Raw genomic sequence first — 25,883 nt, forward strand, 5'->3', positions numbered from 1 at the left:
AATGAAAAAACTAATGGTAAATGCACTACTTATTACTAGTTTGGTAGGAATAGTTACACTTGGAAATCACGATAGAGTACCTGATTCCCATGATAGAGTACCTGACTCAAGCCCAGCAAAAGCTGAAGTACACATCTAATAACCAAAACCCGGCTCAGTTTGAGTCGGGTTTTTTATTTGCCCTTCCATCCTCCCCAACGCTATACTAGTCATAATTTAATTCGAATAGGAGAGTGCTAATATGGCTTTTTATATGTTTGATGTTGATGGCGTTCTAACAGATGAGAATGCTAGACCAGATAAAGAAGTTGTTAAGATGATTGAAAAGCTAGCTACAGAGGGACATATTCTTTCTTTCGTCACAGGGCGTTCTAGAGGCTGGCTTTCCGATCACCTCTTCCCTCTATTTGATGATGAAATTGATTGGTCTTCCCTATATTGTGTTTCTGAGCACGGGGCGATAAAAGGGCGCGGAACCGATATTTCTTCCTGGGAGCTAGATGAGGAATATGTGATCGCGGATGAGGTAAAAGATAAACTATATAAAGTTAGTCAAAAAGAACAATATGATGGTCTTATTCAATGGGATCAGACAAAAGAATCTATGGGTACGGTTGAAGCTGTTCATGGTGATCCTGGTAATAAAGAGCACTTAAAGAAAACACGAGAAGCTCTACAGGAATACGCAGATGATGTAGGTTCGATTTCTTCTAAATCTGGTAATAAAACAGTCGTTTCCACTTATGGGGTCGATGTGATTCATCCAGATTTGTCTAAAAAAATTGGAGCGACGTGGATTATTGATGAAATCCAATCTGCCGATAAAGTGTTTGTTTTTGGAGATAGCGGCGGCGATATGGTTATGGCTGTAACTGCTAGAGAGCATGAATTAGATAACATTACGTTTCATTGGGTTGGAGAAGGTGAAACACCAGAAGAAAAGAATATCACTTCTATTTCAAGCAAGAAGTCCTATTCAGAAGGAACGAAGGAACTTCTAGAAAAGCACATTGGCTAATCCAATGTGCTTTTTTTATTATACTAGCTCAACTGGTTGATTTTTATCAATAGATTCATAGCAAGCTTCTATCGTTTTCAAATTATTTACTGTCGCTTCGCCGGAATATGATGGTGTATGCTGGTTTTCAACACAACGCGTGAAATGTTCAACCATAAGTGTATACTGCTCACCTTCAGCCATTTCTTCTCTCACGTTGCCTTCGCTATTTTTAATTCGAATTAAACCACCAGCTCCAGGCGCGTCTGGACGGTATGCAAATGGAACATGAATACTTCCTTTTGTACCAAGAATTTCATAGGAATTGCTCATTTGTCGTTCAAAGCTACAATCAAATGAAGCTGTTACTCCATTTGCAAACGTAAAGATTCCTGCAGCCGAAAGATCTACGCCAACTTCCTTAGGAATGGAAGCCTGAGCGTAAACTTTTAATGGTTCGCTTCCAATAATGAACCTAGAGGAGTGAATACAGTAACATCCCACATCCCAGATGCTGCCACCACCTAGTTCACTGTTGAGACGGATGTTATTTGGTTTGTCACCGATATAAAATGAAAAATTAGTACGCATATGCTTGACGTCACCAATTTCACCTGAAGCAATCACTTCTCTTACAATTTCATGTTGGGGATGGAATTGATACATAAATGCTTCCATAAAAATAACACCGTTGTCTTCACAGGCTTGCACCATTTGCATGGCATCACGGGCTGTAATGGCAGCAGGCTTTTCGCATAGTACGTGCTTTCCTTTTTGAGCCGCTGCAATTGTCCATTTTTTGTGTAATGTATTGGGAAGTGGAATGTAAACCGCATCGATTGATTGATCATCTAGCATCGCTTCATAACTGTCATGATAATGCTCAATACCCATTTCTGCTGCAAATTCTCTTGCTCGACCACTACCGCTAGCAACACTTACCACTTCAGCACCTTGAGCATTTTGAATAGCTGGAATAACAGCTTTTCTAGCAATATTGGCTGTTCCCATAATACCAAATCTAATTCCCATATTTAGCACTCCCTTTCTAAGTATACTCGTATAATTTTACCATATTATCCCACGAAGAGAACTGTATCAAATTCTTTCATTCTTCCTACCATTCTACCCCCAGCGTAATAGCGTATAAACCGAAACATTAAGTAATCCCTTTAATCCCCCCTTTTGATTATAAGGAAAACAAGAGCCGTACTCGTTATGACGAGTACGGCTCTTTTAATTAGTGATTCTTACATAGTAAGTTTTCATTTATATTAGCAACTAATCTACGAGCTTCTCTAGCAGTAACAAAACGACTGACTCAATCTACAAATCGCTTGATCACTTCCATAAGCTCAGGGCGAATATGATGCTCTAAATCTTTAATTTGAGATTGGTTACGGTATTTTTTTTCAATAAGATCTCGCTGCTTACTATTTTCTAACAACCAGTGCAACCAGTGCTTATCATCCGTTTCCGTAAATGCTTCTGTTTTTTCGTACTTGTTATGTAGATCTTTCAACAAATGACCGAGACTTTTCTCTGGATGTTCATTCCAATATGTTCGTAAAGCATCGCACAGTATTTCAATTTCTTTTTCCTGGTGCAAGACATCACATCCTTATCTGAGTTTATTTTGCTATATGTCTCTCGTTATGTCCACGTTCTTATAAAAATGAAATTACCCATTTTAATTATAATAACATAAAACACCTCTCTATTTTTAAGAGAGGTGTCCATTGCTAATTTGATAGTTTATCAACTGTTTCTTCAACAGGTTTACTAATAGCAGCTTCCCCGCCCAAGAAGTAGTATTCTCTACTCATTGATTTCTTAACATACTGTTCAGCTTCATTCGATAGTTTATTTTGCTTCGTTAAAATGACTGGTGCGCTCATGGCAGCAGCAAAGGGCGATCCAGGAAGTGCATCAATAAATACATCTCCATTTGCAAAGAAAACACTCTTATTTTCAAAATCAAATGTTTCTGCAATCTTCACGCTTGTTTCGTAACGATTATCGCCAGCAACTCGTTTGACCGTTGAAGTTGTAGCAAGTTTGTCCTCAACAACACTTGAAACCGCATTTTGCCCACCGATAATCGTAGCCGCAACAGGTTTCGTTGTATTCATATACGAACCAGTAGCTTCACTTAACTTTTCACTATTAGTCAATAAGATTGGAATTTGCTTTGAAGCTGCATAAGGAGCGATTGATAGAGCATCAGGGGAAGTGTCATCTCCTGTTGTCACGATCACTTGATTACTATTCCCTACTTCATTAGCAACTGCGATTGACGTTTCATATCGATTTTGACCGCTTATTCTTTCTACATCAGAAATATATCCTTTAGTAGAAAGTTGATCAATTACCTTCTCTGAAATGGCTGCTGGTCCACCTAGAATATAAATCTTTTCAGGTTGTAAACGATCTAATTCTTCCTCAACGACAGAAGGCAGTCCCTCACTTTTTGTTAAAAGTAATGGAGCATTGTACTTCTTAGCAAGAACGCTTCCCGTAAGAGCATCTACTGAAAGATCTCCTCTTCCAAGTACAACAACATCTGAGGAATGCTTCCACCCATCTTTTGATATAGCTACGCTAGTTTCATATCTATTATTTCCTGCAAGTCGTGTAATCAAGTTTGTTTCAAATGATTCTTTGACTAATTCTGTCCCAGGATAATAGAATGATAGAATTTGTTCGTAATTACGTCCATCTTTGGACTGTTGATAAGCTCCGTATTGGCTCATTCCAATACCATGCCCAAACCCACTACCTGAGACGACAAATGAATTACTCGTTTGTTTAATTTCTTTCACATAAGGACTTTTCATAATCGTTGTACCAATCATAAATCGGATATTATAAGAAGTATCCTCGATTTTCATCGTATGCTTTTTCAATTCCCCATTTGTATCCATAACAAATCCATCTTTGCTTTTTAAAAAATACTGAATCTCGACACTACCTCTTAATACTTCATCAGATTTAAATGGTGGAACTGTGAAATTAATATTCGAAATATCGGTGATTTTTATTTCATCTGTAGATTTAATTTTCCCTTTAGATAATAGCCATGACTTCATATTCTTTAATTCTGTTACGTTTGAACTTAGCTCAGTCACGTTAGACCACCAGGACTCAGGCTTTTTCAAATCTAGTTTTTTAGTGTCAATTTGTTGCTTTCCTAATGTATAGTCCCAATAATCAAAGCTTGTTATCATCTTCTCATCATATGGATCTACTTTCGTCTGCAAATATGGAATCCAACTACTTCCCCACGAGTTCGTATTGGACATAACCATTCCACCATTTGTGGAAGAATAAAAGGCACCTATGTACTTCCCGTTATACTTTAGTGCTTTTCCAGCAGTTGCATCTACCGCTTCGTTTGTCGTTTGATACCAGTCATAACCTTTATAAACTTGACTGGATTGACTATCCATTAGAGAATCTTTCTGTGGTAAAGCGAAAGTCCTAGCAGCGATTGCCTGGGCTTTTAATGCTTCCATTCCACCATTATTTCCCCAGTAGGCCGGCATTTCGCTTGGCACTACCCCTTTTAAATATTCCTCAATAGAGAGCGTATTTATCGGACGGATGTACTTTCCATCAATTGCAAATTTCATTTCTCCGAGATATTTTTTGTCACCTATTCCCACATAGCTGTCCATCGCTTTGGATATTGTTGGAACAATCGTCATAGAGTCCCCGAAATCTTCAAGCTGGGTATTGCCTCGATAAAGGACCACTTTACCCGCTTCAGCTTTTACACTGTATTCATCAGCCTGGGAACTGTCTATTTTAATGCTACTACTTTCAATCTGATAACTGCCTGTCACATTAAATTTGATTACGGTCGTATCCTTAATATAGTTTACTAGTTTAACCGTAACTGACTCTCCTGCAGCCTGAACACCATTCATGGATAAAGAAAATGCTAAAATGCCAATCAAAAATGACGTAAAAAGTTTCAAATCTTTTCCCCCTAAGATTTTTTAAGAAAATATTAGTTCTATTCTCCCTTTTTAACACTTTAGCATAAATTTTACATTAAAATATCATCCAAATGACGAATATTACAAAAATAACATAGAATACCCAGGTACATTGTCGAATCTATAGGTTATTTTTACTATAAAAATAATAGTAGTGATTTTTGAAAGAGTATATGTTAATGAGAAATGTTGCATTTTGCTTCTACGCTCTGTTCCAAAACTCAACAGTATAAGCTGAGCTTTCACATTAAAAAAGCTCCCGCTATGCGAGAGCTTTTAAGATGGAGTAATGCCATATTTTATAAAGGATAACGCTATGTAGGCATCCAGCAAGATCCACAATCACATCAGTGATTAACGCTGTCCTTTCTGGTAAAAAAGCTTGAATAAATTCATCCGTCACAGCAAAAATAGCTACAACAATAATGACAATGAATGTACGAAAAACAGATGATTCCCCTTTAAATAGCTGTAGTAAAACTAATGCTATGAAACTGTAAACAAAGAAGTGACCTAGCTTACGAACGACAAAATGTGCCAATCCTAGTTCTCCGTTTTTTTCTAAACTTAACGTCAAAGGTCCGTATTGGAACTCCCTAGACTGGATAATGGAGGATACACTATCCACAATGAAGGGAGATGGTTCATGCCCTATTAGTGTAAGCATTGCCATACATGAAATCAAAAAACCGATTCCTAACCAGCACTGAATACAAACCGAAACGATAGTCCGAGACACCGACATGATTGTCTCCTCCCTAAATAAGCTCTCTTAAGTATCGCCTAATGGGGAAAAGGTTATTCCGTTCGTTCAGCCATTTTCTTTAATTCAAGGGCTCTCTTTTCTAGCAGATTTTTCATATACTTTTTTAAAAACAAAAGGTTTGCGATGCTACCAATTAAACCAAACGGAGCTTCATAACTAAATTCATCGATCATTAACGTTACATCATCGATTTCCTCAAAACGATGAGAATGAACAAAAGATTTAAATGCTCCCTTTGTCATTTCATCAATAAACCAATCTGGTTCCTGCATCCCAGTGATTTTGGCAGTTAATTTTTGCTTAATGCCAAAGTGAGTCGCTTCCCATGTAACGGCATCACCATTGCCTAGCAATCCTTTCGTAACCCCGCTTACCGCTTTCTCATTTGTTTGCTCTGTGCTTCTCATATGTGCTTCAACACTTCTTGCGTAATTGAAGCAGATTTCAATAGGAGCTTCAATCAATGTTTCCAGGTAAATAACAGGCATGTATCAACACCTCCATAATTCTTTAGACCTTATTCTCTACCATTATTTTGAATAAAAACAGGCCATAAAGATTATTTCATAAAATTCGACATTTAAGGCTAAATTATTTAAACAAATGAACCGATAATAAAAATAAAAGACACATCACTTTCACGCGCATTATACATGAAAGTGACGTTACTGGGCGGATTCATATGAGACGAAACTGGAAAACTCCTGAAGAAATTCAATTTCAAAAAAAACGCAAGGAAAAGATCCTTTTCCTTGCCATTCCTATCCTATCCATTCTGTTAGGAGTTGTTATTGCGATAGCCGCTAATAGCGGATTTTAAGTGTTTTTTTACTGTTTTCTTTTTTCTGCTTCGTTTTCTGTTTTTAAAGGGTGGAAGGCTCTCTATAGGAGTTCGATTATTTGTTATTTTAGCGTTTGCTTTACGCTTTCTCAATAAAACCGGGCTTTACGAAATCTTCGAAAGAAAGCATTCACGCTTTAAATATGACATTGGGAAACCTGCTCTACAAAATCTATATTTGATAAAACAAATTAAATGCACTTTCCCAATATACATCGTTTCCAGAATACGCTATACTTGAAACTGTAGTCATTTTTCGACAATTTTTAATTTTTTATGACTTCGTTTTCTTATTTTTATATGCTACTAATCGTACGAGAATGGCAAAATCATTGAAAAATGATGACGCAAAGCTATAGGGACTTCGCGGACTGATTTCCGACAGTCAGCCAGCTGCCGAATACGGCCTCCACTGCGATTGTTGCAAGAACCAAGGGGGATATGAATGATGAGAGAATCATGGCTAACGCCAGAGGAAATCCAGTACAGACGACAACGTAAAGAGAAGATGGTTTATCTTCTTCTACCCGTTTCAGCTATTGTGATTGGAGCAGCTATTGCTTTCCTTACACAAATGACATATTAAAACCGGGGAAGGGGAGCGAATCGTAGCTCTCCTATTTTATTGATCTTTTTTGAACAAAATAAAAAAGACAACCCTCACTTCAGGTCATCTACTTCGCATCGCTCTTATTTGTTACTGATTTACGTAGCTTTTTTATTCCAATTAAAATAAGGCGTATGGCCACATATAGTATAAATAACACAATAAAGCCCTGCAGTCCAACAACAGCGTCTGCAAACTCCATATTTCCTCTTCCGGTGATTTTCTGTTGAATTTCAATGGCAAAAACGACTACAAGCAATACAGTTACCGTATAAATAAACGAAATCGCTGTGATACTCCAATTTGCAAGTATACGGAACAAGAATTGCACAACAATAAATCCTGCCATCCCTAGTAAGCCAATCACCCAAAAGTGTAGTTGTTTATCTGTGACGGAAAAGCCTAGGCTATACATTAACATAATGACAATATCATGAAGCTCATTAACAATGGCAACGATTAACTTGATAAACTCTCCCATATCACACTATCCTTTTAAGTCGAATATTCATTATTCTAGGCGTCTTTCATTCAGGTGACAAGTACCACTAACCATCACCCAGAGCTTTTCACGCAAAGCTCGTCCTAAAGAAAATAAGTAGGTCCATTATAGGTTATTTCTTCTCTACTACTGCCTTATAAAGGTAGTCCTCATTGTTCACTTGAATTTCCGTTAAATCTTTTCCACAATATGGACATATCCATTCTCCTTGATAATTACTGCTATAAGAAGGTTTTTGACATTTATCACACGTTTTCTCTACCATTTCACCACTCCATTCAATCTTTTTTATTTCATTCAGAAATCCTAGTTGTCTCCATAAAGTGTACTGACAAACATATTTTACCAAAGTGGATGGTTTTTTCAAGTAAAAATATTCTGAACTCGAGATATTTTTGATCTGTTATTAAAATTTCAAGCTATGTTATCTTACAAATTTAGATCTCGATTTTTGCTCATTTGAGTAAAATTTTTGTATAAAGAAGCTTCCTGGAGCGAGCCCCCCTCCCCTCAGTAAGAATGTTTACGTAAATAGCTCAATATAAAAAGTTCAAAAAAAATTCGACGAACAGCTAAGGCTGCTTTGTCGAATTATTAAACCGTTGAAGAGACTTGTAATTGATTAATGGTGGGCCGACCTATAGAGATATAGTGTAGTGGATATTTCGCCGTATCTTCTAATGAATAACAATTCCTTCCGTCTATCACAATGGGAGAAGTCATTCGTTTCACATATACATCTAAATCTAGCTCTTTAATTTCTTTCCATTCTGTTATGATGAGTGCCGCATCTGCTCCAGTTAAAACCTCTATTAAGGATTCTTTAAAGATCACTTCTTTAGGCAAGTGGCCTTTAGCATTCGATATCGCAATGGGATCAAAAGCAAGAACTTCTGCTCCTTCTTCTACTAAAGAGCGAGCAATTGGGATAAAGGCCGCCTCACGCATATCGTCTGTATTAGGTTTGAAAGCTAAACCGAGTAACGCTACTCTTTTCCCTTGAAGTGGTCCAACTACCTCTTTCGCTTTTTGAATAAGCTTATTTTGCTGAGTATTGTTGACCTCGATAACAGATTTCAACAACTGAAAGTTATGTTGGTTATTACCTGCAATTTGTACTAGAGCGTTTGTATCTTTTGGAAAACACGAGCCCCCATAGCCAATCCCAGCTTGTAGGAATTGATCCCCAATTCTCTTATCCTTTCCCATTCCAAGAGCCACATCATCTACATTTGCCCCAACTTTTTCACAAATAGCTGATATTTCATTTATAAAGCTTATCTTCGTTGCTAGAAATGCGTTAGACGCATATTTAATTAGTTCAGCGCTTTTCCGATCCGTATGATAAATTGGAATGCCAAAAGGCTGATTAATGTCTTCTAATACTGCGGCGGCTGTTTTATTCTCTGATCCAATAACAATTCGATCTCCATGAAACGTGTCATATACAGCTGAACCTTCTCGTAAGAATTCTGGATTTGAAACAACTTCTATTTTAATGTTCGACCTTAACGTTTGCTCAATCCACTTTTGTATCAGTTCATTTGTTCCTACGGGGACCGTACTTTTCGTTACAACGATACTATCCTGCTGAAGTGATGTCCCAATATGTCGGGCAGCTTGCTGGATGTATTGAAGGTCGGACGTTCCATCAGATCGTTGTGGTGTACCGACCGCAATATAGATCACGTCCACCGTTGCCAATGCTTCCTGATGAGCTGTTGTAAAGTGAAGCCGATCATCCAATAAATTTCTTTTCATTAACTTCTCTAAATCAGGTTCGAAAATAGGCGAATAGCCGTCAGTCATCATCGCAATTTTCTTGTGGTCGACGTCAACGCACGTTACTTGATGGCCGATTTCAGCTAGGCATACTCCTGTTACTAGACCGACATAACCGGTACCGATGACAGCAATCTTCATCTTATATCTCCTTTCTCTTTCATCTATTTTCTATTATAAGTGAGCAGAAATAATTTCAGATCCCCTTCACTCGATCAACACAAAATCTTAATATTTCTTTGGAAAACCACTCCCTATTATGCACGAAATTCGGTATGATAGGGACTAAACTGCTTAAGAAAGAAAGTGGAAAATGCATGAAATGGTTCGGTAAGCGAAAATGGCTTAGCCTCGCACTCTTAATGATGATCATACTTTTCATCTCCTCTAATACCCCTTATCAAAAACAGGATATGAAACCGTTCTTTAAAGGAATGATTTCGATCCAAGAAGAGGATTTACCCCCAATTGAATTCACCTATGATGGTGCACTTGTTACACCTTCAGCGCCATATCAATATGTTGAATTTTTTCTTAGGAAAGGAGCCCATGTTGCCTCGTTCGGTTTACTAGCTTTTTTATGTATCATGGCATGGAAAGAAAGCAATCGAAAAGCATCCCTTATCCTAGGCTCATTAACAGCTTTTCTCTATGCATTATTTGATGAATACCATCAAAGTCTCGTTGAGGGTAGAACGGGACATTTAATTGATGTGCTTGTACCAGACTCATTAGGTATAGTGCTTACGTTTATGGCCTTTGTCATCATCTCACAAAGAAAAAGTAAAGCTGCACGCTGAAAAGCCCCGCTCAATTTGCGGGGCTTTTCAGCGAAATTATAGAAAGTTAAAGATCCTGTCTCGCCTCAGAGGACTGTGATTTATCGGTCATTTGCTCTTCGTTCTCAATATCTTTCCCCATCCCTTTCAAAAAAGTGATTAGAATGGTTAAAGATCGATTAATCTCCGGATCTTTTAGTGCGCGAAGAAGACTCAGATAGCTAGTCTTCTCGTTGTCTTCAGAATGCTCAGCAACATTCTCAATACCTGAGTTTACCTTTAAAAGCAATGGCTCAAGATCCTGAACATTAATCTTTCCTGCTGCTCCAAAGAGAAGCATCAGATTTTTTAACGCCGTTGTATTTTCCGGAACATTTAATAGATCGACGATGACCTTCAGAACGCGGTCGCCTTCTCCAAAAAGACCGTTTAAAAGCGTTAAGATGCCTCGATCTTTCATCCCACCTACAACGCTTAATGTTTCAAGAAGGGCATCTTTATTTTCAATCAAAGCATCTTCAATCTCTCTAAGATCACTCGCGCGTTTCTCTTCTTCAGAAACTTCAATACGTTTGATTTGCTTAATGGCTTTTGCCATAGTTAATGCCCTCCTTTTTCACCATATCTCCAGGGAAGAGATAATCTTTTCTAGCCCATTTCCGCTCAACCATGACCCCTTTTTGAGGCTGTGGATTTCCATAGCGATGATTGATCTTTGGAAGTGGTGAAGTCCCTTTGTCTTTCAAAATTTCCATCTTCGCTTTCACTTCTTTATAAACAGGCGTGTCAGTATCTTTATCCGCCTTGCTACTTGTAAGTAAGTTAATCGCCGCATCATCTTGATCATTTAGCGGAATGTATACTTCTTTTCCTTGCACACGGTCTGTTACAAGACATTTAATCTTAACAGCTCCATATGGTGACACAAGTCTAACTAACGTTCCGTCAGATAACCCTCTTTCTTCTGCTAATTCAGGAGAAACTTCAACGAACGTACTTGGTGTTTTCGATTTAATGCCTTCATTTCGATACGTCATATTTCCTTCATGAAAATGCTCTAGCAAACGCCCATTATTAACATGAAGATCGTACTGCTCATCGTACTCGAGTGGTTTTGTCCATTCGACCGGGAATAGTCTTGCTTTTCCATCCGGAAACGGAAATTCTTCTGTAAAGAGTAGTGGTGAATCCGTGCCATCTGCCGCAACTGGCCACTGCTGACTCTTATATCCTTCAAGACGTTCATAAGAAACCCCAGCAAACATGTCAGCAAGCTGAACAGCCTCAGCCATAATGTCACTCGGACTGTCATAATCCCAACCTGCTCCCATTTCGTTTGCGATTTCCATGATGATTTTCCAGTCGGGTTTCGAATCACCAAGTGGTTCTAGTGCCTGATAGAGACGTTGAAAACGGCGTTCCGTGTTTGTAAACGTTCCTTCTTTTTCAAGGCTTGGACTCGCTGGAAGTACGACATCTGCAAACTGCGCTGTCTTCGTAAGGAAAAGATCTTGCACGACGAAGAAGTCTAGCTTCTCAAATGCAGCGTGAACATGGTTAATGTTAGAATCGACAATTCCCATGTCTTCTCCTTTTAAATACATCGCTTTTAATTTTCCTTCATGAATATGTTCGACCATTTCATGATTATTTAAGCCGACTTCTTCAGGAAGTGGCGTTCCCCATGCTTTTTCATACTTATCACGCACTTTTTGATCGGTCACATTTTCGTAACCAGGCATTTTATCAGGCATGCTTCCAAAGTCACTCGCACCCTGGACATTATTATGACCTCGAAGTGGATAGGCACCTGCTCCTGGTTTGCCATAATTTCCAGTAACAAGAAGTAAATTTGAGATGGCAGTACTCGTATCTGACCCGCCACTATGTTGTGTGACGCCCATTGCCCATAGCGCTACAGTTGTCTTTGCTTCATGGATCATTTCAGCGATTTGGATTAATTCCGCCTCTTTAATCCCTGTTACTTCAGATGCATAGCTCATAGTGTACTTCTCAAGACTGGCGATATAGTCATCAAGACCATTCACGCGATCCTTCAAGAAAGCCTTATCAGCCCACCCCTGATCAATAATATACTTCGTTACGGCAGAGAGCCAAACAAGATCAGAACCTGAAGAAGGACGAATAAATAAATCAGAGCGTTCAGCCATTTCATGTTTTCTCAAATCGGATACGATGAGTTTTTGACCGTTCAATTTATTCGAACGCTTTACCCTTGTTGATAAAACAGGATGAGATTCCGAAGTGTTCGATCCAATAACAATGACAAGCTCAGACATTTCGATATCTTTTATCGATCCAGCATCACCACCGTGGCCTACTGTACGGAATAACCCTACTGTTGCTGGAGTTTGGCAATAGCGAGAGCAGTTATCAATATTATTTGTTCCAATGACACTTCTTCCTAGCTTCTGCATTAAATACGATTCTTCATTTGTACACTTGGAAGAACTAATAAAGGAAAGAGCATTTGCACCATAATCTTTTTTCACCTCAAAAAACTTTCGGCTAATGAGTTTAAGTGCCTCTTCCCATTCTGCTTCTCTAAATGAATCACCTTCTCGAATAAGTGGTTTTGTTAAACGTTCTTCACTATTCACGTAATCCCAGCCAAATTTCCCTTTTACACAAGTAGAAATCCCGTTCGCTGGAGCTTCTACTTGTGGCTCTACTTTTAAGATATCTCTCCCTTTTGTCCAAATGTCAAAACTACATCCTACACCGCAATACGTACATACGGTTTTTGTTTTTTTAATTTCATTTTCACGCATGGACGATTCCATATCAGATATCGCAAGAATAGAATTATACCCAGTTTCCACGTTTTTTGTTAATTCGATCATAGGGCGAAGCGTATCCTGTTGAATACCAGTTAAAAAGCCAGCCTCACCTTCCATGCCTTTCTCCATCATGGCATTACAAGGACACACGGTTGAGCAATGTCCACAAGAAACACAAGAAGATTCATTAATATCAACGTCATTATCCCAGATGACGCGCGGACGTTCTCTCTCCCAATCAATTGTTAACGTCTCTGTTACCTGCACATCCTGGCAAGCTTCGACGCAGCGTCCGCAAAGAATACACTGATCTGGATCGTATCGATAGAAAGGATTTGAATTATCAACAGGGTCTGGTTTTTGTTCGAAAGGAATCGCCTGATGATTCATCTTCATTTGTTTCACCGTATTATGTACTTCACACGTGCCGTTATTGTAATCACAGACAGTACAATAAAGCTCGTGATTATGAAGAATACGATCCATTGCAATATTCTGAGCTTCCTTTACGTGAGAAGCTGTTGTGTTAATGCTATCTCCATTTGAGAGAGTCGTTGAACAACCTCTTACAACTTCTCCGTTTACTTCCACCATACATGTGTCACAAGTTTCGATAGCTCCAAGACTTGGATGATAACATATGCTCGGCAAGTCTAGATTATGATCATTAAGTGCTTGAAGCACACTTTTCTCACTTGAAATCTGTTCACTTTTACCATTAATCGTTACATGGATGGAATCCGACAAATGACATCACCCTTTATCATAATTTTCAGTATTACTAATTATTTCTTTCCCTACTTATTATTGGTTTAGACAATATTTTCTAAAAAATATTTATTAACCTATTAAAATATTTAAATGCTCTTGCTTTTCGTAAGATATTAAGGCTTCTAGTGTTGATTATCACATTTAAGTAAAATCAAAAAAACACAGCTCATATCGAGCTGTGCTTCAGTTGATTTTTTAAATGATGGAGAAAAGAATCTTTCATTGGTAAATCAACTTTTCCAGTTACGCCATCCACCATATAAACTTCTCTTCTATTTCCTTTGATATAGCCTACCCAATAAGGCAAATACAGTTTGGATGGTTCCTCTAAAGAAATGTTGATCTGTTTTTTCTTTTTTTCTTTTCCAAACGCTTCCCAATATAACGCATGTTTTGCTTTATCTGGATCTGGAGAACAATGGGTAAACATTTCCCCAGGAACCTTCCCTTCTTTAAGAGGGTAGTCCACTGGTAGAATAGCTGCTTGTTCAGAGATTGACTCAATTGCAATTCTTCCGGTAATTCCTTCTTTTAATGAGGTTGTTTTTAGATGATACTCATACATCCAAAAAGGGAGATAAACGAGTTCACTCGATTCAATCCTTTTTTTATTTTCAACGATGCGCAGCAGCAGACTAGAGGTATATTGTTTCATCGCTTTCAAAGCTTTCTGCCGATCAATTGTTGGTTCAATATAATAAGTCATCTTCTATAACCTCCTTTAGATCAGGCCTATGAGATAGAGCACAATCATAACGACAACGAAATACCCAACTAAATAAATCGGCCATCTTGACGTACGGCGTTCTTCTTCAATTTCTTCATCACTTAGAGACGACGCTGCTTCAGAACGTGCTTTTAACACTTCTTGTATATCGTCATCTAAATCAAACAGCGTAAGCCCTGCTAGTTTCTCAGCTTTAGGTTTTGCTCCAATAAAGCTAACAACATATCCAACCCCTACTGAAACAATCGCCCCTACGAAATTATTGTATAACCATGATACTTCAGCAAACTGAGTAACGCCCCAAACAGAAAGCATCCCCGCTATAATACCAGTCACTGCACCTACGCCGTTTGTTCGCTTTGTAAAAATGGCGAGGATAAACACACCCAGAAGTGCACCATAGAAATAGGAGCCTATCTTATTTACAGCTTCAATAACCGGACCAAGATTAGCTGCAAAGAAAGCGAAAATTGTTGCGTAAATTCCCCAAAAAATTGTAGCCCATCGCGATGCTTTTAAATAATGCTGATCCGATGCATTCTTTTTAACGAATTGACCATAGAAATCTCGAATCGACACGGCTGACAATGAATTAAGAGCAGAGTCCAGGCTAGACATAGCGGCTGCAAACACCCCTGCAATAATAAGACCCGAAATTCCTGCTGGTAATTGGTTTACAACGAATAGTGGAAATAGTTCATTCAAGTTATCAACATTTGGGTCACCAAATGTTTGATAGAATGCAAACAAAAGTATACCGATAAAAAGAAAAAGCAGCATTTGCGGGATTAATAGAACTCCACTTAGAACGAGTGAAAGTTTACTTTCGCGTATTGACTTACTTGTTAAAACACGCTGAATTTGACTTTGGTCTGTTCCAAAGTAAGCAGCATGAAGGAAGAAGCCGCCAATCACACCAGCCCATACGCTATATTCAATAGAAAGGTCAAAGGAGAAATTGAGCGATTGGAGCATACCTGCGTCTGAAGCGCTGGCAAGAATACTAGTCATTCCGCCCGGAACTTTCACTAAAATAACTACGATACTAATAGCCGCACCTAACCATAATACGAACATTTGGATTACGTCAGTCCAGATAACGGCACTGATCCCACCAAGTACGGTATATGATACCGCTATCACAGCCATTAAAATAATCGTTATCTTAATATCCCATCCAGTTACAACGGATAGTACTAATGCTGGGGCATAAAGAACGACACCTGTCGCAAGTCCTCGAGCCACTAAGAAGAGGGCGGCGGATAATGTTCGTGTTCCCGTTCCGAAGCGTCTCTCTAAATACTCATAAGCCGTATAAACTTCTGCTCGATAGAAAAAAGGGACAATTGTAGCGATAAGAAAAGCCATTGCAAGCGGCACATTAATAAACGTGTTAATGCGCTCTAGTCCACCTTCATATCCCCAACCAGGTGCACCTATAAATGTGATCGCACTCGCTTGTGTTGCCATAACTGAAAGCCCGATTGCCCACCACGGAATGCTTCTTCCGCCAAGAAAGTAATCCTTTGTCGTGTTTTGATTCTTTCCAAAACGCGCTCCAAACCAAGCAATCCCAAGAATATAAACAACAAGAACCACGTAATCTAGCATTGTGAATTGGCTCATTTTCTATTCTCCCTTCCCCTCATTAATCCATTGATAAAGCGTCATAAAGCGCTTGCTTGCACGGTACAATAACTCTGGTCCTCGAGTCATGGCTACTTTCAATTCCATTGGCTCATCAATAATAGGTAGAACGGTCATAATGCCCATCTCCCTATCTTCTAGAATCGTAGAAGTACCAGCGAAAGCGATCGCAGGAACATTAACAGATTTAGCTAGCCGAGAAATACCCGAAGGCACTTTACCATATAACGTTTGGGCATCTAGCTTTCCTTCTCCCGTAATCACTAAGTGACTCGACTTCATTTGTTCTTTTAAACAGCTATGCTCAGCAAGTAAAGAGAAGCCGCTCATAAAAATTGGATCTAAGTAGGCTAGTAGGCTAAAACCAAACCCGCCAGCTGCTCCGCTTCCATCGCTGTTCTCCAGATTCATGCCAAATTTTTCACTCACTCTATTCGCATAGTTTTTCATTCCAGCTTCAAATCTACTAATATCGTTTACACCCTTTTGTGGACCGAACACAGAAATAGCGCCTTCCTTCCCAAGTAAAGGATTCGTTACATCAGACGCTACTACAACTTCTACGTCTTTCAGACGAGAATCTAATGCTGTAAGGTCGATAGAAGAAATACGAGCAAGAGATGCTCCATCTGCCTTTATTCTTTCACCTTTCTGATCGAGAAACTGAACCCCGAGCGCTTCAAAACAACCAGTTCCTGCATCAACAGTTGCGCTACCACCTAAACCGAGTATGATTTTTCGTGCCTTCTTATTCAGAGCATGCTCAATTAACTGTCCTGTCCCATAAGTAGAGGCTTGATGCGGATTGAGTTCACTTTCTTTAAGAAGAGGGAGACCTGAAGCAGATGCTGTTTCAATAATCGCAGTAGATGTTGATTCTACCCAACTATATGTCGCCCTAATTGGCCGGCCAAGAGGATCACTGATGCCTTCCACTGCGATCTCTTGCCCATTAAGAATAGTAGCTAATGCATCTACTGTTCCTTCTCCACCATCTGCCATTGGTATGAGAATCGTTTCTGCATCAGGAATAACTTCCTTTATCCCACGATTAATGGCGTGGGCGGCATTAAGACTACTCATAGATCCTTTAAAAGAATCAGGAGCTATAACGATTCTCATTCACTCACCTCCGATGTTGCACACACCCAAAGAACTTCATAAGGAGATAACGTTATATTCGAAGAAATTTCACACTCGGAAATGAGATCGAAAGCAGTACCATCAAAATAAAGATCAAGTATTTCTCGTTTGAGCGTAACGGTGTCATCCGAAACATTTGTAATCGCTACAACTCTGTCTCCTGTCTGTTCATTCGTACGAACAACAGAGAAAATGCGCTGATCCATTTCCAACACTTCTTGAGAAGCATTGGGATGAAAAGCTTTAGTTGATTTGCGCGTTCTGATAAGCTTCTTAAGATCATTGAAAACTAGATTCCGTAAGCTTCCTTCTTTTTGAAGTTCATCTTCAAGCGTTGATCGTGTTAGCTTCTCTCGATTAATCGAGCGGTATCGTCCTGTTTCATCGACGCCACTTTGATCATTTTGAGAGCCTAGTAAACTATGAACGTAGATACCAGGTACGCCCATCAATGAAAGCAGGACTGATTGAGCTGCAATAAACCGCTTTGCCTTTTTCTCATTCGATTCTCCATTATTTGAAATCGCATCTAAATAATTAATGTTCAATTCATATGGACTCTTTGTTCCATCACCATTATTTTTATAAGATACGTAACCACCATTCTCTTGAACTTTATCCGCCATTCTCTGCACTTCAGATGCTGATAGGATACCTTCTACAGGTCGAACACCTACTCCATCATGGGAAGCTAAAAAATTAAAATAAGTGGTTGTTTCCGTAGTAGCTTCAAGTGATTTGGCCCATTTCGTTAACTCCGATGCATCGCCAGTTTGAAAGGAATGGAGCGTCAATGGAGGTAAAGGGAATTGATAAACAAGATGTGCTTCGTTTGAACCGTCCCCAAAATAACTAATGTTATCTTTATGGGGAACGTTGGTTTCTGTAATTACGATCGTTCCCGGTGCTGCTTCTTCAAGTACTTCTCTCATAACCTGCACTAGCAAATGAGTTTCCTCCAGGTGAATCGATGTCGTACCTAGTTTTTTCCACATAAAGCCAATCGCATCTAATCTTAAAAAGCGTGCTCCTTTCTCAACATAAGTGAGAAGAATATCAAGGACTTCAAGGAGCACACGATCACTTTCGTAATTTAAATCAATTTGATCTTCACTAAACGTCGTCCAAATGTGCTTCTCTCCATTGTTCGTTTCAACTTTTGTTAAAAGAGGAAGTGCGCGAGGACGCGTCACTTTGCTATAATCCGCTTCAGGATCAGCTTCAATAAAATAATCCTGATAAGCCTCGTTTCCTTTCAAATATTCTTTAAACCAATTACTTTCACTTGAAATATGATTTATAACAGCGTCAAACATTAGATCCGTTTGATTAGAAAGCGCTTGAATATCGTCCCAATTACCAAGCTCTTCATTTATTGTTTTATAATCCATTACTGAAAATCCGTCATCGCTCGTATAAGGATAGAAAGGAAGAATATGCACCGCATTGATTTCATTAGTAAGGTGATCAGATAAAAATTCTCCAAGCGTTCTAAGAGGAACTTCCCCCTCTTCTTTAATAGAATCACCATAAGTAATCATCATAATATCTTTTTCATCTACCCATTTTTTCTCAGGCTCTATTTGCTTTCGCTTATATGATTTAATTAGTTCCATTACTTCAGATGTCACAGAAAGCGCTCTTTGTTCTCCGTATAGTCGCTCTAACTTGTTGTATATGCTCCCTTGAATTGATGTTCTCATCTGTTATGCCTCCCGAATTATGTTCTACTATTAGTTTATTAAATCTCACGAAAGCTTTCTATGTTACAGAGAACTAAAAAAATGCGTATTACACATATGTTTTTAGTACACATAATAAAAGACACTTTTTTCAAAGTGTCTTTTACGTAGGGTTGGATTTATAAAAAGCAAGAGCTACTTGCAGAAGAACAGCATCCTCATAATTTCTAGGGTCATATCCAGTAAATTCACTAATTTTCTTTAAGCGGTACTGAAGAGTGTTCTTATGGATATATAAATCACTCGATGCTTTTTGAATGGAGCCATTTGCTTTATAGAAAGCTTCAAGCGTTTCAATCATTTGATCTTTTTTCTCTAATTGTTCTAAAGGGAGAACCCGTTCAACAAAATCTAATCTCACTTCTGGGGCGAGATCATACACAAAAGATTCAATGCCAAGTTGATCATAGAAAAACAAATTACTCTGCTTTCTGGAATGAAGCAAGGCTTTCTCTGCTTCTTGTACAGACCTTGATATTTCTCGTGGCGTTGTATACATCCTTCCAATACCCGCAGCCATTGTGAAGGGGTAAGAAGATTCGATAGCTTGCTGGATTTGTTCCAGTCGAAATTGAATCTTTCCTTTACGATTCACCTCGGCCACTTGATCATTAACGGATAATAAAAGAATATAACGTGTACTTCCTGTTGGTATGATCACATGCTGACTATTGGGTGGAAACCTCGATTGAATCTCTTGAAGAATATCTCGACGAAAACGCTGAATTTCAAGTTCTCCTTTAACATCAGCTTGGTAGCTTGATAATTTATTATAAATAAGATCATTCATCCCGATCATATCAAGAATGACAGCGACTCTCGGAATATGGACATTGATGCCAAGAATCCATCCTCTTGATGCAAATAATTTATCATTTTCCCACTTTCCATCGATCCATTCATCAATAAAAGCTTCTTTCGCTCGATCTTCTAGTTCGAGCTGTTCATCAAAGTAAGCTTCCTTTACAAGAATTTCAGTCATTTTTTGGATTACCTCGCCCATCTGTTTGATTTCTTCAGGGGCTCCGGTAATACCGATCACACCAATAATCTGGTCATGCAAAAAAACGGGGAGGTTTATGCCTTTTCTCGTTCCTTCTAACTCATCATCCTCTTCGATCACTAAACTTTGTTGCCGTTGCAGAACATTATAGGCTCCTTCATGGAAGTGCCCGATACGATTTGGATCAGTACTAGCAATAATTTTTCCTTCACTATCCATAAAATTAATATTGCGACTAATGATCCTCTCTGTTTCTTCTACGATTGATTGAGCTAGCGGAGGTGAAATAATCAACCATTGTCGCCTCTTTTCTGTTTGATTAGCGGTAAAGGTATCGCTTAAGAAAAAAATATCTAATAAACAAAACCTTACATGAATGCTACTACTATTTCCATGCTTTCAAGCTGTTTTAGTGATGGAAGAATTTCTAATATAAAAAACGGGCAGCTTCTTACCCGCTGACCCGTTCTTCTAAATTCTTTACACCTACACTAACGTTAAGCGTGTGAGCTCCGCCGATATATACCCCTTTTAGAGGAGAAATATCACGATAGTCTCGGCCTACTGCAATCCGAATGTGCTGTTCGCGAGCTACGGCATTATTCGTTGGATCAAGGCCAATCCAGGCTAGGCCCGGCACTTTAACTTCAAGCCACGCATGAGTTGCCGCGTCCCCACGATAAGCGGAATTCTCCCCAATATAAATATATCCACTAACATAGCGAGCTGGAATTCCTCGATGCCTACAGAGCGCAAGCATTAGATGAGTATAGTCCTGACAAACGCCTGTACGATGAGTGAGAATTTTTTCAGCGGTCGTTTCAACATTTGTGGCTCCTGACACGTACTCCATCGTGTTATAAATATGTTCATTAAGCTTCACTGCGAAGTCAAGTTCATCTCTAGCATTTGCCCAAAGCTCTCGCGTTTCTTCTTCCATCACGTGCTTGGAGATTGTCGTATAATCCGTTTCGATCATATATTCGGCATGTGCTTGCTTAAAAGATTCTGAATGAAGTTCAGCTAGCTGGTTATCCGTAAGTGGTAAAGTAACATCCAGCGCAAGTGGATGAATTTCAATCGTTGAAATCGTTTCAATTTCAAGATCTTGATGTTCACCCCATAGATAGAACGTTTCAACATAGTTGCCCCAATAGTCGGTATGTCCGTAAGTCTTACTATCAGGTTGGATGCGAACGCGATAGTCATGAAGCGTTTGTTGCACATCATGAAGTGGTCGCAATCTGAACTGATTAATACTCTGCCTTACTGGCAGCTCATAGTGATAAGTGTTCGTTTGGGTAACTTCATATTTCATGGTATCACAACTTCCCCCAGGTAATAGGTTTTCGTAATGTGCATGCCGATCGTCATACATCTGTGTTGAAAACTCTGAAGAAACGCATGAGCTCCTTGATTCAAAATTTCTTCGATTGAGAAATCATAAAGATCATTGGCAAGGTGCTCGAGCTCTTGTGCAAGTGATTCTGAATAATGTTCGACATGACCATCTTCAAGCGCGACAAATGCATTTCGCACTTTTTGAATACAGTACATCATTGACCTCGGAAACTCAGCATTTAAAATGAAAAACTCAGCGACATTGCGACTTTTAATCAACGGTCGATACGTTTTAATGTAAGCTTCATGTCCACTCACAGATTGAAGAACTGACCACCAGTGATGATACTCCACAATTTCTGTATTCTGGTAGCTCTCTAAATTTTTGTGATAATAAACATCCAATATGCGAGCTGCCTTCTCAGCTCTTTCCAGGTGTTTACCCATTTCCATGAAAAGATAAGCATCTCCTCGCGGCATTGTTGCTTCAACAATCCCCTGAAATAGAAGAGATTCCTTCTTAACAAATTCACAAATATCGCTAACTTCTTCCATCGTCCATGGCGTGTGGCTTTGTTGCTTTAATTTTAAATAAAAAGAATTAATACTTTCCCATAGTTCATTGGGAATAATTTCTCGAACGGCGCGTGCATTTTCCCTAGCAATAGTTATTGTATTGAGTACTGAATTAGGATTTTTTGCTGAAAACAGTAGAAACTCCATCACATTTCGATCCATCGGTCGATCATGTTCTTCATCAAAAACTTCTTGAAATCCGCTTATTTCAATCAGTTCATACCAGTTCTGATTCGTCTCTTCGATTGGATTGGCATTCTCAAGACGACTCGTTAACTTAACCGCGATCAATCGCGCATTATTCTCTGCTCGTTCGACATTTCGGGTTAACCAATAAAGCGAATCAGCTACTCTGCTTAGCATGGTTGTCACTCCCCCCCCGTTACAATTGGATTCTCTTCTAGTACCCACGTATCTTTCGCTCCGCCTCCCTGTGAAGAATTGACAACAAGAGACCCTTCCTTGAGAGCGACACGTGTTAACCCACCAGGAAATACGTGAGTCTTCTCTCCACCAAATATAAACACGCGAAGATCAACGTGACATGCAGCAAAGCGGTCTTCTTTAAATGCTGGGAGGCGAGATAATTTAATTGTCGGTTGAGCAATAAATTCAGATGGATTTTTTAAAATTTGCGCTCGATAGGCTTCAATCTCCTCTTCCGTAGCATGAGGACCGATGAGCATGTTATAACCGCCTGAAGCGTTCGTGTGTTTGACGACTAACTCTGACAAATGATCAAGAACATATTCCAACTGATCGTCATATCTCAGAAGATATGTATCGACATTTTTCACTAGTGGCTCTTCCTTTAAATAATAGCGAATCATATCAGGAACAAAATGATAGATCGCTTTATCATCGGCAACTCCATTACCAATACCATTTAATATCGAAACATTTCCCGCACGATACACATCAATGAGCCCTGGAACCCCAAGAAGCGAATCTTCACGAAATTCCAGTGGGTCAAGAAACTCGTCGTCTATTCTACGATAGATCACATCTACCTTCTTCAATCCACGAGCAGTTTTCATAAACACCTGTCGCTCCCTCACAACAAGGTCTCTGCCTTCTACGAGTTCAATTCCTGTTCGCTGAGCAATAAAAGAGTGGTCGTAGTATGCTGAATTATGAACACCAGGTGTTAATAATACAATCGTCGGTGATGTGCTATCATCAGGAGCAAGCGAGGCCATTGCTGAGTGAAGATATGAAAATTGCTGTTCAAGAGATTGAACAGAATATTGATTGAAAAATTCAGGGTAAACTTTTCTCATTACATAACGGTTTTGAAAAACATAAGAGAGGCCAGAGGGATTACGAAGATTATCTTCTAGAACGCGATACTCCCCATTATCATCCCGAATTAAATCAATTCCTGCCATAAAAATATGCTGCCTTCTCGGAAGATCAATCCCTGCCACTTGTTCGAAAAAATGCTGGCAATTGACGATCAGATCCCGTGGAATAATGCCGTCTTTAAGAATGTTTTGTTCGTGATAGACGTCATCAAGAAAAGCATTGAGCGCATCAAATCGCTGCATGAGTCCTCGCTCAAGATGTTGCCATTCGTCTGGTGGAATTATTTTGGGAACAAAATCAAATGGCATTGTCCGTTCTGTACCCTCATTGTCACTATAAACGGTAAACGTAATGCCCTGGCGAAGAAAATCGCTTTGCGCTAGTTCATACCTCGACTGTAATTCTTCCGGAGCTACCTCGTTTAATTTCTCATGGAACGGTTTGCAATGTCCCCTTGGTTTCTTGCCTTCTTCAAGCATTTCATCAAAGTAACCATCTACTTTATACGAATGAAACATCAGCACTCCCCCTCCACTATTATAAGATCACTTATTAATTTTACCATTTTTCTAACTATTCTAACAAATTTCAAGATAAAGCATCGAAATCCCTCTATTTAAGACACTCATTCAAATAAAAATAGCAATGTTATCTCATGATGTTGTTTTCTCGATTTTTGAATCATCCATGTGAAAGGTCATCACAGAACGTAAATGAGTAAAAAAAAGAACAGCATGAGCTGCTCTTATCAAAAGTGGATTTCACCCTTTTACTGATCCCGCAAGTAATCCTTTTACAAAAAACTTACCTAAGAAAATATAAACGAGTAGAGTTGGCAGTGCAGCAAGGAGTGCACCTGCCATTTGTACATTCCATTGAACGATTTGACTGCCGGATAAATTCTGAAGAGCAACCATAACAGGTTGTTGATCAGATGTTGTGATCGTGACAGCAAATAAAAATTCATTCCAGATGTTCGTAAACTGCCAGATTGCGACTACAACAAACCCTGTAATTGATAAAGGCATCATGATGAAACGGTAAATTCCGATAAACCCTGCCCCATCTATTTTGGCAGATTCAATCATCGAATCAGGAATGCTAGCATAGAAATTGCGAAACATAAGTGTCGTAATCGGAATCCCATACACAACGTGAACAAAGATAAGCCCTGCAATAGAATTATATAATCCGATTTCTCTAAGAAACTGAATGAGCGGGATAAGGATACTTTGATAGGGTATAAACATTCCGAACAAAATAACCGTAAATAGCGTATTTGCGCCTTTAAACTTCCACTTTGAAAGTACGTAGCCGTTAAGTGATCCTAATAACGCTGATAGCAATGTAGCTGGGATAACAAGATAGAAACTATTTAATAAGTTTGGAGCAAGCTTCGTAAACGCTACTGAATAACTACTAAAATCAAGTGTTGAAGGTAACTGCCACATTTGACTTAAGGTCACTTCTTCAAGAGGCTTCAGGCTCGTTATGATCATGACGTAAACTGGCATTAAATAAAAGCATGATAAAGCAATAAGAAGAGCATAAAGAAGCGGACGGGTGATCGTTCTAATCGCCATCAAGTTTCCCCCTTTCGACTCGACCACAGATATGGAACGATAAAGATAGCAACAGCGAGAAGCATGACCACAGCAATGGCTGCTCCGTTTGCGTAATAATTACCACGGAACGTCGTTTCGTACATATATACACCTGGAACATCGGTTACAAAGTTCGCTCCAGGACCTGTCATTGCGTAAATCAAATCGAAAATTTTAAGTGAAATATGAGCCATAATAATAATGACACTAACCGTAATCGGGCGAAGGATCGGCATGATGATTTTCCAATATACTTGGAATTCATTCGCTCCATCCATTCTCGCTGCTTCTCGCACTTCTTCAGGCACCCCACGTAAACCGGCAAGATACATGGCAACAGAGAAGCCCGTCATTTGCCATACTGCAGCAATCACAACGGCAATCATCGCTATCGGAATCCCGAATTCAATCTTTCCCCATCCAATTGCAGGGAAAATGGTTGTATCCGTGTACCATTTTGAATCAAGACCAATCTTTTCAAGAAATAGGTTAACACCTGTCGAAGGGTTTAATAGCCATTGCCAAACTACACCCGTTACAACAAACGAAAGCGCCATCGGAAAGAAAAAGATATTTCGAAAGAGTGACTCCTGCTGGATTTTTTGATCAAGAAGAATGGCAAGAAACTGCCCCACCACAATCACGACTAGAATGAAGAGAATCGTAAAAAATAGTGTATTTCGTAAGTCAGCTTGAAAACGAAAATCACTAAACAAGTAGATGTAATTTTTCAATCCAACAAATGAAAAGTCTGGTACAAGTGAATTCCAATTACTCAAAGAGACATAGCCAGTCCATCCGATAAAACCATAAACAAAAACACCTACTAATAGGATGGATGGAATAAGGAATGCAATGGCGATTATGTGATCTTTCGTAAGTGAACGTCTTTTTCGAGTTGTTACAGCTTTAACAGATTGGTTTATCATTGTTTCAGTCTTCATCCTC

Annotated in this window: 24 protein-coding genes and 1 riboswitch; of the genes, 4 read left to right on the plus strand and 20 right to left on the minus strand. The window is 39.1% G+C overall.

Annotated features, from left to right (window positions below):
- Nucleotides 1-241: 241 nt before the first annotated feature.
- Entirely contained in the window at nt 242-1,018 is a 777-nt protein-coding gene (locus tag AC0VYH_RS19160) for an HAD-IIB family hydrolase (RefSeq protein ID WP_475367986.1), read from the plus strand.
- A gap of 18 nt (nt 1,019-1,036) precedes the next feature.
- On the opposite strand, the gene AC0VYH_RS19165 is transcribed toward AC0VYH_RS19160, so the two are convergent.
- The 5 genes from AC0VYH_RS19165 to AC0VYH_RS19185 form a co-directional block, all read right to left on the minus strand.
- The gene (locus tag AC0VYH_RS19165; protein WP_430245811.1) at nt 1,037-2,029 is read right to left on the minus strand and encodes a Gfo/Idh/MocA family protein; all 993 of its coding nucleotides are present in this window, start codon (nt 2,027-2,029) and stop codon (nt 1,037-1,039) included.
- 289 nt (nt 2,030-2,318) lie between these two features.
- Nucleotides 2,319-2,606, minus strand: a complete 288-nt coding sequence (locus AC0VYH_RS19170; RefSeq protein WP_226615331.1) for a hypothetical protein — start codon at nt 2,604-2,606, stop codon at nt 2,319-2,321.
- Between the two features lie 133 nt (nt 2,607-2,739).
- The gene (locus AC0VYH_RS19175; RefSeq protein WP_475372931.1) at nt 2,740-4,977 is read right to left on the minus strand and encodes a SpoIID/LytB domain-containing protein; all 2,238 of its coding nucleotides are present in this window, start codon (nt 4,975-4,977) and stop codon (nt 2,740-2,742) included.
- Between the two features lie 283 nt (nt 4,978-5,260).
- On the minus strand, nt 5,261-5,743 hold the full coding sequence (locus AC0VYH_RS19180; RefSeq protein WP_475367988.1) for a VanZ family protein: 483 nt from the start codon (nt 5,741-5,743) through the stop codon (nt 5,261-5,263).
- A gap of 53 nt (nt 5,744-5,796) precedes the next feature.
- Nucleotides 5,797-6,252 (minus strand): SRPBCC family protein, encoded by a 456-nt coding sequence (locus AC0VYH_RS19185; RefSeq protein WP_475372932.1) that lies wholly within the window; start codon nt 6,250-6,252, stop codon nt 5,797-5,799.
- A 194-nt stretch (nt 6,253-6,446) separates the two neighbouring features.
- Here AC0VYH_RS19185 and AC0VYH_RS19190 point away from each other — a divergent pair, with 194 nt between their 5' ends.
- Nucleotides 6,447-6,584, plus strand: a complete 138-nt coding sequence (locus AC0VYH_RS19190; protein ID WP_475372933.1) for a hypothetical protein — start codon at nt 6,447-6,449, stop codon at nt 6,582-6,584.
- Between the two features lie 333 nt (nt 6,585-6,917).
- A riboswitch (cyclic di-GMP riboswitch) is annotated at nt 6,918-7,006 on the plus strand.
- 44 nt (nt 7,007-7,050) lie between these two features.
- Entirely contained in the window at nt 7,051-7,191 is a 141-nt protein-coding gene (locus AC0VYH_RS19195) for a hypothetical protein (RefSeq protein ID WP_404683357.1), read from the plus strand.
- A gap of 88 nt (nt 7,192-7,279) precedes the next feature.
- Here AC0VYH_RS19195 and AC0VYH_RS19200 read toward each other — a convergent pair whose 3' ends face one another.
- From AC0VYH_RS19200 to AC0VYH_RS19210, 3 genes are all read right to left on the minus strand, one after another.
- Nucleotides 7,280-7,693 carry a hypothetical protein gene (locus AC0VYH_RS19200; protein WP_475372934.1) on the minus strand — a complete coding sequence of 138 codons (414 nt, stop codon included), beginning with the start codon at nt 7,691-7,693 and terminating at the stop codon, nt 7,280-7,282.
- 133 nt (nt 7,694-7,826) lie between these two features.
- Nucleotides 7,827-7,979: a hypothetical protein gene (locus AC0VYH_RS19205; RefSeq protein WP_303534131.1), complete on the minus strand. Its 153-nt coding sequence runs from the start codon at nt 7,977-7,979 to the stop codon at nt 7,827-7,829.
- 329 nt (nt 7,980-8,308) lie between these two features.
- A complete protein-coding gene (locus tag AC0VYH_RS19210; RefSeq protein ID WP_475372935.1) occupies nt 8,309-9,637 on the minus strand; it encodes a UDP-glucose dehydrogenase family protein in 1,329 nt (442 codons plus the stop codon).
- Nucleotides 9,638-9,813: 176 nt separating this feature from the next.
- On the opposite strand from AC0VYH_RS19210, the gene AC0VYH_RS19215 reads away from it, so the two are divergent.
- Nucleotides 9,814-10,296, plus strand: a complete 483-nt coding sequence (locus tag AC0VYH_RS19215) for a VanZ family protein (protein WP_475372936.1) — start codon at nt 9,814-9,816, stop codon at nt 10,294-10,296.
- Between the two features lie 46 nt (nt 10,297-10,342).
- Here AC0VYH_RS19215 and AC0VYH_RS19220 read toward each other — a convergent pair whose 3' ends face one another.
- From AC0VYH_RS19220 to AC0VYH_RS19275, 12 genes are all read right to left on the minus strand, one after another.
- Nucleotides 10,343-10,873 carry a helical membrane plugin domain-containing protein gene (locus tag AC0VYH_RS19220; RefSeq protein ID WP_430245797.1) on the minus strand — a complete coding sequence of 177 codons (531 nt, stop codon included), beginning with the start codon at nt 10,871-10,873 and terminating at the stop codon, nt 10,343-10,345.
- On the minus strand, nt 10,857-13,823 hold the full coding sequence (gene fdhF, locus AC0VYH_RS19225) for a formate dehydrogenase subunit alpha (protein ID WP_475372937.1): 2,967 nt from the start codon (nt 13,821-13,823) through the stop codon (nt 10,857-10,859). Before fdhF ends, AC0VYH_RS19220 begins: the two co-directional genes overlap by 17 nt.
- A gap of 190 nt (nt 13,824-14,013) precedes the next feature.
- Nucleotides 14,014-14,553, minus strand: coding sequence for a hypothetical protein (locus AC0VYH_RS19230; protein WP_430245794.1), 540 nt, complete (start codon nt 14,551-14,553; stop codon nt 14,014-14,016).
- Nucleotides 14,554-14,568: 15 nt separating this feature from the next.
- Nucleotides 14,569-16,200, minus strand: a complete 1,632-nt coding sequence (locus AC0VYH_RS19235; RefSeq protein WP_430245793.1) for a sodium:solute symporter family protein — start codon at nt 16,198-16,200, stop codon at nt 14,569-14,571.
- A gap of 3 nt (nt 16,201-16,203) precedes the next feature.
- Entirely contained in the window at nt 16,204-17,343 is a 1,140-nt protein-coding gene (locus AC0VYH_RS19240) for a glycerate kinase family protein (RefSeq protein ID WP_430245791.1), read from the minus strand.
- On the minus strand, nt 17,340-19,067 hold the full coding sequence (locus AC0VYH_RS19245) for a sugar phosphorylase (protein WP_430245789.1): 1,728 nt from the start codon (nt 19,065-19,067) through the stop codon (nt 17,340-17,342). Before AC0VYH_RS19245 ends, AC0VYH_RS19240 begins: the two co-directional genes overlap by 4 nt.
- A gap of 142 nt (nt 19,068-19,209) precedes the next feature.
- Nucleotides 19,210-20,403: a CdaR family transcriptional regulator gene (locus tag AC0VYH_RS19250; protein ID WP_430245788.1), complete on the minus strand. Its 1,194-nt coding sequence runs from the start codon at nt 20,401-20,403 to the stop codon at nt 19,210-19,212.
- Nucleotides 20,404-20,560: 157 nt separating this feature from the next.
- The gene (locus tag AC0VYH_RS19255; protein ID WP_475372938.1) at nt 20,561-21,427 is read right to left on the minus strand and encodes a transglutaminase family protein; all 867 of its coding nucleotides are present in this window, start codon (nt 21,425-21,427) and stop codon (nt 20,561-20,563) included.
- Complete coding sequence (locus AC0VYH_RS19260; RefSeq protein ID WP_303534155.1) at nt 21,424-22,389, minus strand: alpha-E domain-containing protein; 966 nt, start codon at nt 22,387-22,389, stop codon at nt 21,424-21,426. The genes AC0VYH_RS19255 and AC0VYH_RS19260 overlap by 4 nt, the downstream gene beginning before the upstream one ends.
- 5 nt (nt 22,390-22,394) lie before the next feature.
- Nucleotides 22,395-23,849: a circularly permuted type 2 ATP-grasp protein gene (locus tag AC0VYH_RS19265; RefSeq protein ID WP_475372939.1), complete on the minus strand. Its 1,455-nt coding sequence runs from the start codon at nt 23,847-23,849 to the stop codon at nt 22,395-22,397.
- A 243-nt stretch (nt 23,850-24,092) separates the two neighbouring features.
- Nucleotides 24,093-24,914 carry a carbohydrate ABC transporter permease gene (locus AC0VYH_RS19270; protein ID WP_475365887.1) on the minus strand — a complete coding sequence of 274 codons (822 nt, stop codon included), beginning with the start codon at nt 24,912-24,914 and terminating at the stop codon, nt 24,093-24,095.
- Nucleotides 24,914-25,879, minus strand: coding sequence for a carbohydrate ABC transporter permease (locus tag AC0VYH_RS19275; RefSeq protein WP_475372940.1), 966 nt, complete (start codon nt 25,877-25,879; stop codon nt 24,914-24,916). The genes AC0VYH_RS19270 and AC0VYH_RS19275 overlap by 1 nt, the downstream gene beginning before the upstream one ends.
- Between the last annotated feature and the right edge of the window lie 4 nt (nt 25,880-25,883).

This window comes from Anaerobacillus sp. QJM3NY_32, assembly GCF_056173645.1.